22 protein-coding genes are annotated in these 15855 nt (G+C 39.6%); 6 read left to right on the top strand and 16 right to left on the bottom strand.

Annotation, left to right across the window (positions count from 1 at the left end; all coding sequences use genetic code 11):
• Nucleotides 1–68: 68 nt before the first annotated feature.
• From FJR38_RS21945 to lgt, 3 genes are all read right to left on the bottom strand, one after another.
• Entirely contained in the window at nt 69–422 is a 354-nt protein-coding gene (locus tag FJR38_RS21945) for a phenylpyruvate tautomerase MIF-related protein (protein WP_168492730.1), read from the bottom strand.
• A 105-nt stretch (nt 423–527) separates the two neighbouring features.
• Nucleotides 528–1334: a precorrin-4 C(11)-methyltransferase gene (cobM, locus tag FJR38_RS21950; RefSeq protein WP_168539413.1), complete on the bottom strand. Its 807-nt coding sequence runs from the start codon at nt 1332–1334 to the stop codon at nt 528–530.
• A 126-nt stretch (nt 1335–1460) separates the two neighbouring features.
• Nucleotides 1461–2336, bottom strand: coding sequence for a prolipoprotein diacylglyceryl transferase (gene lgt / locus FJR38_RS21955; RefSeq protein WP_168492726.1), 876 nt, complete (start codon nt 2334–2336; stop codon nt 1461–1463).
• 506 nt (nt 2337–2842) lie between these two features.
• Between lgt and coaD the strand changes: the two genes are divergently transcribed.
• The 3 genes from coaD (at nt 2843) to FJR38_RS21970 (ending at nt 4515) form a co-directional block, all read left to right on the top strand.
• A complete protein-coding gene (coaD, locus tag FJR38_RS21960) occupies nt 2843–3376 on the top strand; it encodes a pantetheine-phosphate adenylyltransferase (RefSeq protein WP_168492724.1) in 534 nt (177 codons plus the stop codon).
• Nucleotides 3304–3999: a DivIVA domain-containing protein gene (locus FJR38_RS21965; RefSeq protein WP_168492722.1), complete on the top strand. Its 696-nt coding sequence runs from the start codon at nt 3304–3306 to the stop codon at nt 3997–3999. Before coaD ends, FJR38_RS21965 begins: the two co-directional genes overlap by 73 nt.
• Nucleotides 4000–4137: 138 nt before the next feature.
• Nucleotides 4138–4515, top strand: coding sequence for a hypothetical protein (locus tag FJR38_RS21970; protein ID WP_168492720.1), 378 nt, complete (start codon nt 4138–4140; stop codon nt 4513–4515).
• 184 nt (nt 4516–4699) lie between these two features.
• On the opposite strand, the gene petE is transcribed toward FJR38_RS21970, so the two are convergent.
• The 3 genes from petE to FJR38_RS21985 all read right to left on the bottom strand — a co-directional run bounded on the left by petE (nt 4700) and on the right by FJR38_RS21985 (nt 7256).
• Nucleotides 4700–5119: a plastocyanin gene (petE, locus tag FJR38_RS21975; RefSeq protein WP_168539415.1), complete on the bottom strand. Its 420-nt coding sequence runs from the start codon at nt 5117–5119 to the stop codon at nt 4700–4702.
• Nucleotides 5120–5313: 194 nt separating this feature from the next.
• Nucleotides 5314–6672, bottom strand: coding sequence for a DUF3370 domain-containing protein (locus tag FJR38_RS21980; RefSeq protein ID WP_168539417.1), 1359 nt, complete (start codon nt 6670–6672; stop codon nt 5314–5316).
• 38 nt (nt 6673–6710) lie between these two features.
• The gene (locus FJR38_RS21985; protein WP_168492714.1) at nt 6711–7256 is read right to left on the bottom strand and encodes a peptidase C15; all 546 of its coding nucleotides are present in this window, start codon (nt 7254–7256) and stop codon (nt 6711–6713) included.
• Between the two features lie 66 nt (nt 7257–7322).
• Here FJR38_RS21985 and hisH point away from each other — a divergent pair, with 66 nt between their 5' ends.
• Nucleotides 7323–7958 carry an imidazole glycerol phosphate synthase subunit HisH gene (gene hisH / locus FJR38_RS21990; RefSeq protein ID WP_168539419.1) on the top strand — a complete coding sequence of 212 codons (636 nt, stop codon included), beginning with the start codon at nt 7323–7325 and terminating at the stop codon, nt 7956–7958.
• Nucleotides 7959–8023: 65 nt separating this feature from the next.
• Nucleotides 8024–8593, top strand: coding sequence for a 16S rRNA (guanine(966)-N(2))-methyltransferase RsmD (rsmD, locus tag FJR38_RS21995; RefSeq protein WP_168539421.1), 570 nt, complete (start codon nt 8024–8026; stop codon nt 8591–8593).
• Nucleotides 8594–8653: 60 nt separating this feature from the next.
• Here rsmD and petG read toward each other — a convergent pair whose 3' ends face one another.
• The gene (gene petG, locus FJR38_RS22000; protein ID WP_083389681.1) at nt 8654–8767 is read right to left on the bottom strand and encodes a cytochrome b6-f complex subunit V; all 114 of its coding nucleotides are present in this window, start codon (nt 8765–8767) and stop codon (nt 8654–8656) included.
• A gap of 197 nt (nt 8768–8964) precedes the next feature.
• Here petG and FJR38_RS22005 point away from each other — a divergent pair, with 197 nt between their 5' ends.
• Nucleotides 8965–9339, top strand: a complete 375-nt coding sequence (locus FJR38_RS22005) for a cytochrome c (RefSeq protein ID WP_168492708.1) — start codon at nt 8965–8967, stop codon at nt 9337–9339.
• Between the two features lie 440 nt (nt 9340–9779).
• Here FJR38_RS22005 and FJR38_RS22010 read toward each other — a convergent pair whose 3' ends face one another.
• From FJR38_RS22010 to FJR38_RS22050, 9 genes are all read right to left on the bottom strand, one after another.
• Nucleotides 9780–10574, bottom strand: a complete 795-nt coding sequence (locus tag FJR38_RS22010) for a DUF3153 domain-containing protein (RefSeq protein ID WP_254449529.1) — start codon at nt 10572–10574, stop codon at nt 9780–9782.
• 83 nt (nt 10575–10657) lie between these two features.
• Entirely contained in the window at nt 10658–11179 is a 522-nt protein-coding gene (locus FJR38_RS22015; RefSeq protein WP_168539423.1) for a tetratricopeptide repeat protein, read from the bottom strand.
• A 120-nt stretch (nt 11180–11299) separates the two neighbouring features.
• Entirely contained in the window at nt 11300–12193 is an 894-nt protein-coding gene (gene argB / locus FJR38_RS22020; protein ID WP_168539425.1) for an acetylglutamate kinase, read from the bottom strand.
• A 137-nt stretch (nt 12194–12330) separates the two neighbouring features.
• Nucleotides 12331–13431, bottom strand: a complete 1101-nt coding sequence (locus tag FJR38_RS22025; RefSeq protein WP_168539427.1) for an FHA domain-containing protein — start codon at nt 13429–13431, stop codon at nt 12331–12333.
• 143 nt (nt 13432–13574) lie between these two features.
• Nucleotides 13575–14297, bottom strand: coding sequence for a 6-phosphogluconolactonase (gene pgl / locus FJR38_RS22030; RefSeq protein WP_168539429.1), 723 nt, complete (start codon nt 14295–14297; stop codon nt 13575–13577).
• A gap of 272 nt (nt 14298–14569) precedes the next feature.
• A complete protein-coding gene (locus tag FJR38_RS28735) occupies nt 14570–14755 on the bottom strand; it encodes a PIN domain nuclease (RefSeq protein WP_168492695.1) in 186 nt (61 codons plus the stop codon).
• A gap of 43 nt (nt 14756–14798) precedes the next feature.
• Nucleotides 14799–14972, bottom strand: a complete 174-nt coding sequence (locus tag FJR38_RS28740; RefSeq protein ID WP_168539431.1) for a PIN domain nuclease — start codon at nt 14970–14972, stop codon at nt 14799–14801.
• On the bottom strand, nt 14969–15259 hold the full coding sequence (locus tag FJR38_RS27610) for a hypothetical protein (RefSeq protein ID WP_174763507.1): 291 nt from the start codon (nt 15257–15259) through the stop codon (nt 14969–14971). The genes FJR38_RS28740 and FJR38_RS27610 overlap by 4 nt, the downstream gene beginning before the upstream one ends.
• Before the next feature lie 53 nt (nt 15260–15312).
• On the bottom strand, nt 15313–15855 hold a 543-nt coding region (locus FJR38_RS22050; RefSeq protein ID WP_254449530.1), incomplete at its 5' end, for a transposase.

Raw genomic sequence — 15855 nt, forward strand, 5'->3', positions numbered from 1 at the left:
CGCTTTTGATTTTGAATTATGCTACCCAAAATCAAAAATTGTTTAACTCGATAAACTTTGATCAAAATCTAGCCAAAAGTTGTGCTATTCCAACCCCACATTGAGCCTTGAGCATCTGAAAATTCTAAATAAATGCGGTTTTTAGGTATATTCAAAAATTGATTAATTTCCTGACAAAAATCCTGACTCATTGCTTTAGTTTGCTCAGGTTTCATTGTTCCCACACTCTTAATTTCTATATAGCAAACTGGTTCTGTAGTACCAGCAAAAGTCATGGGAACTCCGGCTTCAAAAGCTGTCATCACATAGGATTCTGGTTTACCCGTATGTTTAGCTAACTTAGCGGAGAGAACCTTGAGCATAGATTCAACCTGAGATTTTTCAGGATTAGAAACAGAAGTTTGGACTTTAATTAATGGCATAATCAGGATTTTAAATTGCTAAATTTGTATTTATTGGATTCAATTTTATCGCAACTACCAAAGTAGTGAAAATATGTATCCTCAACCATCTAATTTTTCACCTACTTAATGTGATGAACGGAATAAATGATTATGTTCAGGATGATATAAACGTGAACGTCCATTTACTGGTAATAATGCTGGGCTAATCACATAAAGTGTAGTCCGCACTAATTGTTCTTCATGAGTACAATTTGCCATTTGTGCTAGAGGAACAACCCGAATTTTTTCATCTGGCCATCCTAAGCGATAGCAAATCGCTACCGGAGTATCCTGGTTATAATATTCCAACAATTTGGCTTGGGCTTCAGTGATATGACGCACACTGAGATATAAACATAAACTAGCATGATGTGCCGCTAAAGACGCTAACTCTTCAGTAGCAGGAACGTGGGTGCGGCCACTAATGCGGGTGAGGATGATAGTTTGTACTAAACCAGGAACAGTTAACTCTATTTTAAGTTTAGCTGCGGCGGCTTGAAATGCACTGATACCAGGAATGATTTCAAACGGAATATCCGCCTCTGCTAATAGCTGCATTTGTTCATGAATAGCACTATAGAGACTAGGATCACCAGAATGCAGTCTAACGACAGATTTATGCGATCGCACCGCAGTAACCATGATTGGTAAAATTTCTTCTAAAGTCCGATTTGCCGTTTTCACAATTTCCGCATCTGCACGACAAACATCTAAAATTTGTTCGGGAATTAAGGAATCTGCAAATAAAATTACATCAGCCGTAGCCAACAACTTTTGCGCTCTAACCGTTAATAAATCAGGATCTCCAGGTCCTGCCCCCACAATATAAACCGCTGGTTCTAAGGCATTTATATACTTAGATGAACTTAAATTATTAGTAGATTCACTCATGAAATTTCCTCTTCACAACGCCACAAAAAAGTTTTTTTGGCTTTTCCTCAGTACCCGTCCGGATTCACCCTCTTTCCCTAGTAGAAATAAATGGTAGATGCACCCTGGTTAAGCCCTAGAGATTAATTACTCTGGGGCATTTTTTTCTCCATATAACGGAGGCACAACATCAGGTAAAGGCCGCTTAATGACATACAACCACGCCAAACCAACTACTCCTAAAGTTATTCCCCCTAAACTGATCATCTGTGCCATCCGTAGGGGTCCTAGCATTAAGCTATCTGTGCGTAAACCTTCAATCCAAAACCGCCCTAAGCTATAAGCTATCCAATAAACTAAAAATAAAGTCCCTACTTTCAAACGTGGTTTTTTAGATAAAGCCCGAAAAAATAAAGTTAGTAGCAGGGCAAATACCATTAAATTCCACAGCGATTCATATAAGAAAGTGGGATGAAAATATTCAAAGTTAACTAAATCCAAAGGACGACGATCTGGGGGAATGTACAGTTTCCAAGGTAAATTTGTGGGACTTCCGAATGCTTCCGAGTTGAAAAAATTTCCCCACCGACCAATTGCTTGCCCTAAAATCAACGAAGGGGCAACTAAATCAGTCAATTGCCAAAAAGAAACTTTATTGATTTTAGCAAAGATTAGCGCCGCTACCACACCGCCAATAATTGCCCCATGAATAGCAATACCCCCTTGCCAAATTGCAACGATCCGTTCTGGGTTTTGAGAGTATTCTGACCATTCAAACAAAACATAATATAACCTGGCGGCGGGAATAGCACCAATTACTAGCCAAATTGATAAATCACTGATTAAATCTGGATTTACATGACGACGCTTGGCTAGATACTGGGAAAGACTAACACCAATTAATACAGCACAGGCTATTAACAATCCATACCAGCGAATAACTATTGGTCCAATTTTCACTAGAATCGGACCAGGAGAAGTAAATTGAAACCCTAAGGGCAGAACAGAAAAATCCAGTACCATGAGAAATTACCTATAGGAGTATGGGTCAATAACTCAGGGCTAAAGCCACTGAGCTTGTAAAGAACAAACTTTACGTGTTTGACTAGCCCATTGAGACTAATCCTGATACGCACTTCCGAATGCTTCCCTAGTATGGCTTACGCCACGCTACGCTATCGGATTATCTGCAAGACTGTTTGTTCAGTCGTTGGGTTAAGCCAAGACATTTTGGATTAGTTGGGCGAGGGGACTTAAACAGGTTTGCTAGTTCCTGGGATTATATCCATTCAAAAACTAGCATTCTCATGACCACAGCGGTTAAAACCGTGGTCAGTGAGCCTGTCGAACTGCTCGTGTCGCTTCCCTCTCAGGGCTAAAGCCGCTGAGTTTCCTACTTACCGCGAGGTCTTATGAAAAACAATAATATAGTATGTCTGAGCGACTAATCCTCAATCCTGAAGCAGGAGATGTTAGATTTAATTAAGTTCTACGAAAAAACTGTCAATATAATCACCTAAAATAACATTGTGATTGCTATTTATCCTGGTAGTTTCGATCCCATCACCTTGGGACACCTAGACCTCATACAGCGCAGTAGTCGTCTGTTTGAACGGGTGATAGTTGCCGTGCTACGAAATCCTAATAAAATGCCCTTGTTTACAGTAAAGCAAAGATTAGAACAAATTACTCTGGCTACAAAACATTTACCAAATGTGGGAGTAGACAGTTTTGATGGTTTAACCGTAGAATATGCTCAAATGCAACAAGCGCAAGTTTTGTTGCGGGGGTTAAGAGCGGTTTCTGACTTTGAAATTGAGCTACAAATGGCTCATACCAATAAAACACTGTCTACTCAAATTGAGACTGTTTTTCTGGCAACATCAAATGAGTATAGTTTTTTAAGTAGTAGTGTGGTACGAGAGATTGCCAGGTTTGGTGGCTCTGTTGATCATCTTGTTCCTCCACACATTGCCCTAGATATATACCAATGCTACAACCAAAAATCTCTAGCCTCGAATCCAACCACAACGGAAATAACCTTACCCCACGAGAGTATGTGAATGGAATTCCCCCAAATGGGCTGCCAACACCTGCTGGAGGGGTAGATATTCAGCAGGAACTCAACCGCTTAGAGGAAATAGTTCTCTCCAGTTTGAGGATTCCACTCACGGGACGTACTCTCATAGATGAAGATAAATTACTTGAACAACTTGATTTTATCCGCCTTTCTCTGCCATCAGTGTTCCAGGAAGCATTAGATATTTTGGAACAAAAGGATGAAATTCTCCTAGAGGCTGAAGAATATGGACAACAGGTTGTAGATGTAGCCCAAGCCAAACGAGCGCAAATTTTGGCGGAAAGTGATATTATCAGACAAGCTCAACGGGAAGCTGACCAATTACGGCGACAAGTGCAGCAAGATTGTGAAGCGATGATGCAGGAAACCCTGACAGAGATTGAACGCAAGCGTCGCGCCTGTCAGCAAGAATTAGAAGAAATGCGCCAAACTGCGATCGCTCAAGCCCAAGATATTGAAGATGGTGCTGATAAATACGCTGATAACGTTCTGGGTAATATTGAGCAGGATATTCAAGAAATGCTACAAATTATTACTAATGGTCGCAAACAATTAAGAGGAGATGAATCACAACAGCGGCCTGCACATAATTCTAAAAAGAGATAAGTAGGTTGGTGTTAAAAATTGTCTATGGCAAGCTGACAGGGAACAGGGAACAGGGAATAGGGAATAGATAATATTGATAATTACCTCTTTAACGGCGAATAAAAGCTAAAATTAGCAATTGGAGAGTTAACCAATGCCATGTTTGATATATTGCCTTTTCGCTTTGAGTTAGATAAGATTGCGATCGCCGGAGCTTGTTTATGGGCTTTGGCTTTATATCTGGGTTTTTCCCAAACTAGAGAATGGGTAATTACACAACTCAACCGCTGGTTCAATTTTGCAGAACGTTCTCTCTACACCAGTCAGTCAGAATTTGAAAAGACGCGCAAAGCTAGAGAAGCACAAAACTTCTTCTATGCTTCATTATTTAGCATTTTCCCTTTCCTAATATTTGGTAGTTTATCTAACTGGATTTTAGATATAAGTTTAGGTAATAGCTGGGGAATTAGTATTGGTATTCTTGCTTGTATGGGTGCTGGTGTCTATGAACTAGGACGCAGACAAGGAGAAGATTGAACTAATTGTTGTCAGTTGTCAGTGGTCAGTTGTTAGTTGTTAGTTGTCAGTTGTCAGTTGTCAGTTGTTAGTTGCAGCAAAGCCTAAATACAAAAAATTAACGAGTCTCACCCCTTCACTTATACTGATTAGCGTCAGCAGGGATAAAACTCGTTATAATCTTCAGTGAAAAAAGTAGACTAGTCTAACCTTCAACAATGAGTTTACCAACCATGCCAGCACCACGGTGAGGTTCGCAATAGAAGGTGTATTCACCAGGAGTAGCATCAACAGGAATAACGGTAGTTTCAGTTTGTCCAGGACTCATCAACAATTTCTTGTGAGACAAAGATTTGGCCAAATCAGCACTCTTAGCGGGGTTTTTAGCAGGATCAAATACAACGTTGTGAGGAGGAACTTTATTATTTTTCCACTCAATAGTATCACCTGGCTTAACAGTCAGCTTTTTAGGTTCAAAAGCCAACAAACCTTTATCACTACCCAACTTGATTGTATATGTTTCCGCAGATGCAGTGGGAGTAAACACAGCGAAGCTACTAAAAATTACAACCACTGTCAATGCAGCTAGGGTAAAGCGTCGCAAATTTGCCAAAATAGATTTCATGCCTCTCTCCTCAGAAATACTTTTACTTTCTTACTCCTATTTTAAATACAATTCACGCCAAATATGACAACCTGTCATAGATTTATTTTTGTTAAGTAATACCAAAGGCTAAAAACCAGGGAGATAAAAGGGCGAAATCCTGTAGGGGCGCAGGGTCTGCGCCCTGCATTATTCCCAATAAATCGCCAGGAATGTCAATTAGATTGAGTTGATACCGTTAAAACCTGTGGTGGTGAAGCATCGGGTGGATAAAGAAAATCTACTTCTACTAAAGAATTCTCACCTGGTTTAAGATCCAATGATACTAAAGGTTCTCCCGTTTCACCACGCTTTTGAACCAAATGCACAAACTTGTTTTGCCATTTTCCTTCTGCTTGATAACGCAAGCGTACAGTTCCTCGGAAAAAGACTTGACGCGCTGGGGGGTCAAAAAAGCGGAGTCCAGATTTGCTTAATTCATTTTCCTTAATGGGAGTTTGTACCGCAATACTCACAGTTTGTTGATTTTGAGTATTGTTGTATAAAGGTAACTTGAGACTATATTGAATACCATAATTACCATGGGCGTAATAAGCGGTATCAGGATAGCGCACTAACATAGGTGCAGTTTGAATTTGACCAGTTCCCAACATTCCCCCATGTAAGGTGCTTAAACCGTAGGAAAATGCTTCACCAGGTTGAGGAATAGTTAAATACTTACTTGTTGGCTGATCTACTACATAAGCTCGCCACCGAGAACCTTTAGATACTCCGGCTACACGTCCGTAAATTTCCGGTTTATTATTTCCTGTTATGGGAGTGGGGACTTTATCTCTAGGCGTAGATAATTCACCCTGATCTAATAAATTTTGCCATTCTTCCAAATTGGGCGATCGCTCACTACCATCAGTATTTGTACGTGCGAACATAGCCAAACTAGCCGCGTAAATATTACCATTACTCCGCAGTCGCATATATGTAGAACGGCCATTCAGTGGTGGAGTGAGTCCTTGAACAGGAATTGGTAAATTTAATAACATCTGACTTTCCCCTGGAGGAATAATAATTTGTGAGGGGAAAATATCTTGTTTTCTACCTCGTAATACATCAGATGTGACTCGGCTACCGGGTCCGGCAAAAACTGTTCCTAAGTTATTGGGAACGAAAGATGATAATGGGATAAATGGTGCATCTGGTTGACTTAAATAACTCGCACCTTGCAATATATTCACGGTTACTGGTTGAGAACCAGGATTATGTAAGATTATGCCCAAGTAAAGAGAACGTAAATTTTCGGGTGGATCTGCTTTGGCAACATGGTGGGCAAAAATATCAAATCGGCCGCGAAAGGGAAAGTCTAAATGGGCTGATGTGACTTTTTTTCCCGCGCTTGGAAACGTAGAAAGTAAGATTCCTTCCTTTAATACCAGTTCTGGACTATTGCTATTAAATACCGGCACGGCATCCAATTTTCCTGGCAAAGGGCGTACTGATTGCACTTGTAATATTTCTGTCGGTGGTGGTGTAGCAGGAACAGCTTGGGAAAGAGTCAAAGAAAGTAATAGTGGCAACATAATACTGAGTAAATTTGTCCTAACAGACGTTAACTTTTCTAAAGAAGTGCCAAATTGTTAATGATCAAAATAAAATCGGCAACTATATCTATCAAGTTTTCTTGATTTAAGATTGGTACATGAACAAAAATGCACTTAATTGACAGTTGGGACTGACGTAAATAGTCCAAGACTGAATAGTAAAGTCCCTCGCAGACAAACTTACCACAGTCGTAGCTAATCTCAACTGCGGCTGTTTGGGCTAATAATTTTTCGATATCAACGCTGGTTTGCAAAACATTTTCGGGAGAATTTATTGTCTCTACAGGTAAGATAGCTGTACTACTAGCAAGGACTTCTACGCTTAATTGGGAACGACTTGCAGCCATGCCACAACAGATAATATAGTCAGGTTGAATTTCCTTAATTTTGGCAATGACACGAGAACTAGACAATTGCACATTTACAGGGAGACGGTGCAGAAAATTTAAGTCATGGGAGAGTGAAGCCATTTTGGCTAGTGCGAGTAATAAGTCATCGGATGAATTTGACTCTTGTTGGCTCAACCAAATGTCAAAAGAAGTTAATAGTATTTTTTTTTGCATAATAAATAATATTTAGAATTAGAATAATTAAATGCCCTCCCTCATAAATTTACAAGGAGCAGCTAAATGCCAGTGATTGCAGTTGTTGATTACGACATGGGAAATTTGCACTCTGTTTGCAAAGGATTAGAAAAAGCTGGTGCAACTCCTCAAGTTACTTATTGTTCTCAAGAGATGGCAAAAGCAGATGCTATAGTTTTGCCAGGAGTGGGAGCATTTGATCCGGCTGTACAACATCTACGATCGCGTGGTTTGGAACAACCTATTAAAGATGCGATCGCTTCTGGGAAACCGTTCTTGGGTATTTGTCTAGGGTTACAAATTTTGTTTGAATCCAGCGCCGAAGGGACGTTACCAGGACTAGGAATTGTGCCGGGAAAAGTTCGTCGTTTTCGTTCTGAACCGGGAATGACAATTCCTCACATGGGTTGGAATCAACTGCAACTTTCTCAGCCAAAAAGTCTTTTATGGGAACATTTACCTATCGATCCTTGGGTTTATTTTGTTCATTCTTTCTATGTTGAACCAACAAATCCCCAAGTTCGCGCTGCTATGGTTACTCATGGCAATCAAACGGTAACGGCGGCGATCGCTCATGAAAATCTCATGGCTGTTCAATTCCATCCCGAAAAATCATCAAATGTCGGATTGCAAATCTTATCTAATTTTGTGGCTCAAGTCCGCGAAAAAGTTTTTGCTTAATAAAAGTTTGCAATATTTTCAGGTGTTTATTTTCTCAAAGTTGAAGATTTAATGATCAATAAGTAATGAGTCTGAGAATTTACGGGAATCGTCTGCTTAAAACTTTACCAGGTGAAAATACCAGACCTACCAGTGCGCGAGTCAGGGAAGCATTATTCAATATTTGGCAGGGGACAATTAGTGGTTGTCGCTGGTTGGATTTGTGCGCCGGTAGTGGTTCAATGGGTGCAGAGGCTTTATGTAGGGAAGCCAGCTTAGTCATCGGCATTGAACAATCAAGTCAAGCCTGTGCCATTATTCAAGCCAACTGGCAACAAGTAGCCCAGCCAGAACAGAAATTTCAGCTATTGCGGGGAAACGTCACCCAGCAGTTAAAAAAATTATCAGGTCAAAAATTTGACAGAATATATTTTGATCCACCTTATGCCAGTGGATTATATGAACCAGTATTAGAAGCGATCGCCCAATATCAGCTTTTAGATCCCCAGGGAGAAATAGCAGTCGAACATCGTCACCAAGATTGGACACCACCAAACATCCCCAACTGGGAAATCTGCCGTCAAAAAACTTACGGCAACACAGCCTTAACATTTTATCGGGAACAGGGAACAGGGAACAGGGAACAGGTAATTTAGTGATTCTCTCTTCTACTGTCACCTGTCACCTGTCACCTGTCACCTGTCACCTAATTAATATCAGCCACCCAACTCGTTAGGACGCTTATATTGCCGATAAGCAGCATAAAACAATCCACTTAAAGTCACAAAAATCAACCCAAGCACAATACCTGATAGTAGGGGTTCAACCACTGTAAATCTCCTCGTTACAATTATGAAAGATTCGTTTCCTGTTGTTGATTTTAACAAATCTGGCACTAATCCCGCGTCCTATCAGAGTTTTAAATCAAAATAGTTGTAAAAATCATCATTTGTACTTGCTAACACAATCAAGAAATTTTAAGCTATGTGTAGGAAATGAAAACTTTGGGATTGTCAAAGCAACTCTTTTGGATAACCAGCTAATTAAACCTGAAACTCTGATTCAACAGATTATTATCTTCGTCGTAGCGATGTTGATAGCCATCCCTCTTGTCCTTTTTTGTATTCAGATAGTACAAGCCTCTGATCCTTATGTCAAAAGTGTTCTATCCATTCAGGGAGACCCAGTACAGGGAAAAGCTATTTTCCTAATCAACTGTGCTGGCTGTCATGGTTTAGAAGCCAACGGTCTAGTTGGTCCTAGCTTGCATGAAATCTCTAAATACAAATCCCGCTATGGGCTAATTCATCAAGTAACTAGCGGTGACACTCCCCCTATGCCAAAATTTCAGCCCAGTAGCCAAGAAATGGCAGACCTTTTAAGTTATTTAGAAAGCCTATGAATTTATTTGCATAATATAGCGTAGTGTGGCTTTGCTTATAATAAATTTTGGGCGCACGCCCTGCGCCCCTACATTAAATGTCAATTTGCGCCTGGTAATTGATGACTTGCCCTGAGCGTAGCCGAAGGGTTGGTGATGAAATTCCAGTTATCATCCTGGACATCCTTAAATCCTGGACATTATCTCGACTTCGCGGTAGTTGAGCGGAGTCGAAACTCGATAACCACCTGATTCTGACAATTTCTCTAACTCTTACACAACGGCGTAAATCAGCCAATCATTAAAAATTTACACAAAGCTGTTTAAGGGATTTCCAAATAAAAAAACACTCAACCACCTAACGTAAAAACCACTCAAACCCTTATTCCTCTGTGTCCTCTCCGCCTCTGCGGTTCATTAATCTGGATAATTTATTTCTTGGAAGTCCCTAATCTGCTTTTTCAATTCTGCTTTGCGGTACTAGGATTTGGTAATAGGGTATATCTCAGATATAAGCCCAACCAGACAAATGAGATAATTAATAAAGTACCAATTCCTAAGAAATTAGGCAACCAGAAAACTACTTCTATGTGATTTATAGAACCTGGTTTAAGTTGCCAAATTAATTGATTATTGTGTTTTTCGGGTTGGATAGAATTTTCATTATTTTGAATATTCTTCACACCCCAAGGTGTTTGTAAGCTAAAATCTAAATTGATGATAGAATTATTGCTTTTGCTAGTCAGCATAGCCAAAGAACGTAAATCCAAATCATAGATTAAGTGATTTCTAGATAATAAAAGAAAATTCTGATCTTCGGCTACTAAAGTTGAAGTAATATTAGAAATTTCCGAACCATCAATATCTTCATCTGTTCGAGAGTTAAAGAAACCGCTAAACTTTTCTTGTAATTCCTTAACATTAGTAAAAGGAATTTTAACAACTATATCTTCTGGGGAAATCTTTTCTGCTGAACCAGATAAGGTTCGCGCTCGATTTTCTAAAGTTTTTAACCATTCAGATACATAATCATTACTAAAAAGGCTAATTTTTTCCGATAACTTAATATGCTGGACTAATTCACCATTATTTGTGCTGTTAAATGTAACTCCTAAATCGTACTTTACACAACCAGATAGAAGTAATGATGCCAATAATACCACTAATAAAATAGGATTAGCTTTGGCAAATTTTCTAATTTTGTTAATTGGAGAAATAACATATTTTCCCAACCGTGAGATAATTTTCATCAACATATAAAACTCCTATTTAATTAGAGAAATTCAAACCTATTTCCTAATAGATATTCATGATGCAATTTGCAGAATTGTAACATCTGCTAAAAACTTAACCAAACTAGATAGGAAATTGTCAAAGCAACAGCGATTAAAGCCACCCAAACAAAGCGATTATCTGTAGTATTGACTGTACTAAGATCAACATATTCTGGTTCTACAGGTTTTGCTTTAGAGGGAGATTTTTTAGGTTGAGCAGTGACAATTATTTTGGATTTATTATCAGAAATTGTCCCCAGATCAGGAATTTCTGTCATCCACTCTTTGGGTCTTTTTAGTTTAGGTGCTTTTAAAATATAGCCTAGACGTTTTGCTTGTTGACGCACTTCATAGTGGGGATGACGACTGAGTTGTTGACAAAGAGCGATCGCTTCTTCAGAACGTCCCGCAGCCTCATACGCATTCACTAACCAAATTTCTACTTCACCACCCAAACGGGTATTTTTTACTAATAGGGCGCTGGCTTTTTCTAAATTTTCTACGGATTCCCGATATTGGCCATTTTCAAAGGCAATTTTGCCAATTTGATATCGAGATTTAGCAAGTTCTAAACTTTCTGTAGTCATTAGTCAGTTGTCGGTTTTAATTATGATTAGGGGATTTTGGATAGATTTTTTTGTCCAGAAAAAATAGCTTTATCTAGGGAATAAATCCAAAATCCAAAATATCTTGACTTTTAAATCATCTTACTGTCGAAATTGAGAACCAAGAATCATTGTTCCAATCCCCACATCTGTAAACACTTCTAATAATAAAGCGTGAGGAATGCGGCCATCAATGATATGTGAGGCTTTCACACCTTGAGCGAGCGATCGCACACAACAATTCACTTTAGGAATCATCCCTCCACTGACTATACCATCAGCAATTAATTGCCGCGCTTCCCGAATATCTACCTTGGGAATTAAGGTAGATGGATCTTTATAATCTTTGAGAATACCTCTAGTATCAGTCAGCAAAATTAACTTTTCTGCACCTAAAGCTGCGGCTATTTCTCCCGCTACAGTATCAGCATTAATATTATAAGCCTGTCCAGTCTCATCAGCCGCAACGCTAGAAACTACGGGAATATAGCCATTACTAGAAAGTGTTTCTAAAATTTTGATATTGACATTACTAACTTCCCCGACAAAACCAATCCCTTCATCACCTTGAGGACGAGCCGTAATTAAGTTACCATCTTTACCGCAAAGCCCTACAGCCATCCCTCCAGCTTGATTAATCAGTTCCACAATTTCTTTATTCACACGCCCAACTAACACCATCTCGACTACATCCATTGTATCCGCATCAGTTACGCGCAAACCATTTTTAAATTGTGCTTCAATTCCCAGCTTACCTAACCAACTATTGATTTCTGGTCCACCACCATGCACTAAAATTGGCCGCAAGCCGACACAAGATAAAAAGACCACATCACGAATAACTTTATCCTTGAGGGTGCTATCCTTCATTGCTGCGCCACCGTATTTAACAACGACGGTACGACCGGCGAATTGTTGAATGTAAGGTAGTGCTTCGCTGAGAACTTCTACGCGATTAGCTTCAGCTTTCCTGATATACTCCGTATCATTAATCATGTTATTACCCAAGTTGCTAGTTATATAGTTTATGGGATAACTAGCAACTAGAGCTAATAAGCTATTGTGATCATAGCCAGGGAGCAGGGGAAATATTTATTTCCTATTCCCTGTTCCCTGTTCCCTGTTCCCTATTCCTAAGAGAGTTGAAACAAGAAAGTTACTAAATCTCCCTTACCCAAGCTGATGCGATCGCCTGGACGGAGGCGGTGTCTGTTTCCAGGTAATAGAGGTAAGTTATTGATGTAAGTACCATTGGAACTACCTACATCTTCTATGTAACATGAATCTCCCTCAATGCGAATATCTGCATGAATCCGCGACACAATTTCCGAATTAGCAAATCCCGAAACGTCTATATCTGGAGGAATCCGATCATTAGGCTTACCAATATGAATAACCGAAAGATTTTGTGGTAATTCTATTTCTTGGTTAGCTTGAACATAAAATAACCGCGCTACTATCTGTTGTAATTGTGTTTTTGACACATTTCCTGCTGGTTCAGCAACTGGTATGGGGTCTATTTGAGGTACATACGCAGGCGGAATATAAACTTCTGGTTCTGGTTCTGAAGCTACAGGCGCAGGTGGAGGTGTAACTACAGACGGAATATAAACTTCTGGTTCTGAAGCTACAGGGGCTGGTGTAACTACCGGAATATAAACCTCTGGTGGAGCTACAGGTGCTGGTGCTGGTGTAACTACAGGTGGAATATAAACCTCTGGTTCTGAAGCTACAGGGGCTGGTGTAACTACCGGAATATAAACCTCTGGTGGAGCTACAGGTGCTGGTGCTGGTGTAACTACAGGTGGAATATAAACCTCTGGTTCTGAAGCTACAGGGGCTGGTGTAACTACCGGAATATAAACCTCTGGTGGAGCTACAGGTGCTGGTGCTGGTGTAACTACTGTTGGTGGCACATTAGAACTAACAGGAGGGTGAGCAGCCTGAGAAAGTCCCAAAGCGTCCGGCTGCAATAGTTCTATCATTGGGTCAGGAGCGACCAATGGGGGTACTGAGACGGGGTTTGGAGCTATGGTTGGGGCAACGGTGGTTGCAACTACAGCGGCAGCATGAGCGTGTAGGTTATAGCCGCACTGACCACAGAAAGCAGCATCTGATTGTACAGTTGCTCCACAGTTAGGACAGTTAGCTGTAGCTGGTAACGGCGTATAGCAAGCTTCACATTGAACAGCGCCGTCTGGATTGGGATGATTGCAATTAGGGCAGACGATCATGGATTTAAGCCTTAGTGAAGGTCATTGTAAAAATATAGGTGAGAGGGAGGAGAGAGTAGGAAAGGATCAAAAACTTTCCCAATCCCCAATCACCAGTCCCCAACTAAATAACTAGGAACTTTGCGGATTTAGAGTCAGAACACTTATGAATTGAGTTCTAAACCAGCCGCTGCGTCTAGCAACCAGTAAAGTTCTCCCTGGGGTCGAATTAACCTGGATGGATAGGTGAAATCATCGGCTACAGGTGCGAAAATTTGTGCTAAAGCTGGTCGTTTGGTAGCACCAGCCACAAGGAAAATCACATTTCGAGCCGCGTTAATCAATGGGTAAGTAAAAGTGATGCGAGGATTGTCATCTTTATTGCCAACAGTGATTAAGCGATCGCTCACCTTGAGAGCCGCTGTGTGGGGAAACAAAGATGCCGTATGGGCATCATCGCCTATTCCCAGTAACACGACATCTAATCCAGGAAACTCGCCTGATCCAGAATTAAAAAATGTTTGGAGATGCTGGTTATACTTAGCGGCATCCACTTCTGGGTTAGCAGATAAAGTGGGGATAGCATGAATATTCGCGGCGGGAATAGCAACCTGATCTAACCATGCACGTCGAGCCATCAGTTCATTGCTATCAGGATGATCTGGTGGTACATAACGCTCATCTCCCCAGAATACATGAATTTTATCCCAGGGTAAATTTTGAGTAGCTATCGCTTCGTATAACGGTTTTGGTGTGCTACCACCAGATAAAGCAATGGTAAATTGCCCCCGTTCACTAATAGCAGTTTCGACTTTAGACAGGATCAATTCCAGCGCCCGTTTTACTAGCGCGGAGACATCTGGTAGGACTTCAACAGTTTTATTCATGGCATTATCACAACATAGCCTGTTTCTTTGCAATACCATACCGAACTTTTGCCAATTTTCCGTCTTAATTCTGGAAACTTTTAATATGATCAAGTTAAGCCAGAAATTATCGTCCTCTACCTTCTTTACCATCATTTTTAGTTGGTTGTCAGTATTCAGTTGTACTAATCGCTCATAATCACCGCAGAGGATAGTTAGGGAAATAAAAAATACATCAATCTCTTATTTTTACTTTAGTCATGTTTTACATTTTGCGTAAGTCCTAGAAATTTTTATATAGTTGTTGAAACGCTGACTAAACCAAGATGATTAACAAATGGTAAAAAATCTTTATCACTAAATAAAAGTGAGTTTTGATTTTCAATACAAAAAGTTGCTATAATTACATCAGCAGTTTTGCGGATAGTAATACCACGTTTACGGAGAAATCTATAGTTATTAACACTTTTGATGAGCAATATCCAAACCTAACATCTCAAAAATCGTTAGAGAAGTCAGTAATTATTTGGCTGTTTTATATTCTGTATCTGAGCGAAACCCTTGCAAAACCTCAGTTAAAATGAGATCACCAATAGCAATTGCTTCTACTCCCAAAAGTTGATCTAGCTTATTAGTTTCTGGTATTTCTGTACCATTAAAATAGTCTATCCAGACACTTGAATCTATAATAATCATGAGTTTGTTCTCATTTCTTCAAGATCATCTTCCCATTTAAGTTTTCCTCGATATTCTTTAATTTTTGCTTGTTGCTTAAGTATCCTTAACTGATGTATTTCCTTCTGAAAATTGCTCCAATAATTAAACTCTTCATTTCCTACAGTTTCATGATGATATGCAGCTTTCTCTTCACATCCACGTTCTACCAGAGTAAGTAAATTATTCACAACATCTGCAAAATTATGATCATTAGGCAAATTATCAACAAGTGTTCGGTAGATTTTTTGTTCTAATTCAGTATCCATAAGTAGGGCTTGCTGAAAAAGTAGAAAAAGGCAAAAAAAAATTAACTAGGTAGTTAGGCAAAAGCAAAGATAAGTTTTTGTTGTTTAAAATTAGGCAAAACATCACTTTTTCTAATTGAATTAAAGAAAAAAGAGATTATTTGGAAAAATTGCCATAAAAATCCCCAAAAAACCCTTGATAGTAAGGTAGAAAGATTCATAACTAAAAAAGTAATAGCAATAGCAGTTAGAGAGGTATGAGGAAGTTTAGCCATGACTCTACCCAAACTAAATCTTCGTTTACCCTGCCCAAATTTACCTTCAATACAGTTACGAATACCTTCGTCATAAGCAGCCTGTTTCTTATTTTCTTTACTGACATTTTTAGGTGGTCTTCCCAACGGCGGACCACTAATTCTAATTCCTCTTTCTTGACACCAAGCTCGATTCTCTCTTGTCCGATAAATTTTATCCACATGAACGGATTCAGGATAATATCCAGTGTCAGTTTTGTATGCCTCTACCTGCGATTTTAAGTCTCCTGATTCGTTAAAATTATCCCAACTGATGTGGTCTAAAAACACATATCCATCATGACAACTAGCTGATAACTTTGC

It is taken from the genome of Anabaena sp. UHCC 0253 (assembly GCF_009712085.1).
GTDB lineage: Bacteria > Cyanobacteriota > Cyanobacteriia > Cyanobacteriales > Nostocaceae > Dolichospermum.

Excerpts from the sequence above, each read along its gene's own strand:
- lgt (WP_168492726.1), bottom strand. The coding sequence starts at position 2,336 with ATGGTACTGGATTTTTCTGTTCTGCCCTTAGGGTTTCAATTTACTTCT.
- FJR38_RS21965 (WP_168492722.1), top strand. The coding sequence starts at position 3,304 with ATGCTACAACCAAAAATCTCTAGCCTCGAATCCAACCACAACGGAAAT.
- cobM (WP_168539413.1), bottom strand. The coding sequence starts at position 1,334 with ATGAGTGAATCTACTAATAATTTAAGTTCATCTAAGTATATAAATGCC.
- FJR38_RS21970 (WP_168492720.1), top strand. The coding sequence starts at position 4,138 with ATGTTTGATATATTGCCTTTTCGCTTTGAGTTAGATAAGATTGCGATC.
- argB (WP_168539425.1), bottom strand. The coding sequence starts at position 12,193 with ATGATTAATGATACGGAGTATATCAGGAAAGCTGAAGCTAATCGCGTA.
- FJR38_RS22025 (WP_168539427.1), bottom strand. The coding sequence starts at position 13,431 with ATGATCGTCTGCCCTAATTGCAATCATCCCAATCCAGACGGCGCTGTT.
- petE (WP_168539415.1), bottom strand. The coding sequence starts at position 5,119 with ATGAAATCTATTTTGGCAAATTTGCGACGCTTTACCCTAGCTGCATTG.
- FJR38_RS22015 (WP_168539423.1), bottom strand. The coding sequence starts at position 11,179 with ATGACTACAGAAAGTTTAGAACTTGCTAAATCTCGATATCAAATTGGC.
- FJR38_RS27610 (WP_174763507.1), bottom strand. The coding sequence starts at position 15,259 with ATGGATACTGAATTAGAACAAAAAATCTACCGAACACTTGTTGATAAT.
- FJR38_RS28740 (WP_168539431.1), bottom strand. The coding sequence starts at position 14,972 with ATGATTATTATAGATTCAAGTGTCTGGATAGACTATTTTAATGGTACA.
- FJR38_RS21945 (WP_168492730.1), bottom strand. The coding sequence starts at position 422 with ATGCCATTAATTAAAGTCCAAACTTCTGTTTCTAATCCTGAAAAATCT.
- pgl (WP_168539429.1), bottom strand. The coding sequence starts at position 14,297 with ATGAATAAAACTGTTGAAGTCCTACCAGATGTCTCCGCGCTAGTAAAA.
- hisH (WP_168539419.1), top strand. The coding sequence starts at position 7,323 with ATGCCAGTGATTGCAGTTGTTGATTACGACATGGGAAATTTGCACTCT.
- FJR38_RS22010 (WP_254449529.1), bottom strand. The coding sequence starts at position 10,574 with ATGTTGATGAAAATTATCTCACGGTTGGGAAAATATGTTATTTCTCCA.
- rsmD (WP_168539421.1), top strand. The coding sequence starts at position 8,024 with ATGAGTCTGAGAATTTACGGGAATCGTCTGCTTAAAACTTTACCAGGT.
- FJR38_RS21985 (WP_168492714.1), bottom strand. The coding sequence starts at position 7,256 with ATGCAAAAAAAAATACTATTAACTTCTTTTGACATTTGGTTGAGCCAA.
- FJR38_RS21980 (WP_168539417.1), bottom strand. The coding sequence starts at position 6,672 with ATGTTGCCACTATTACTTTCTTTGACTCTTTCCCAAGCTGTTCCTGCT.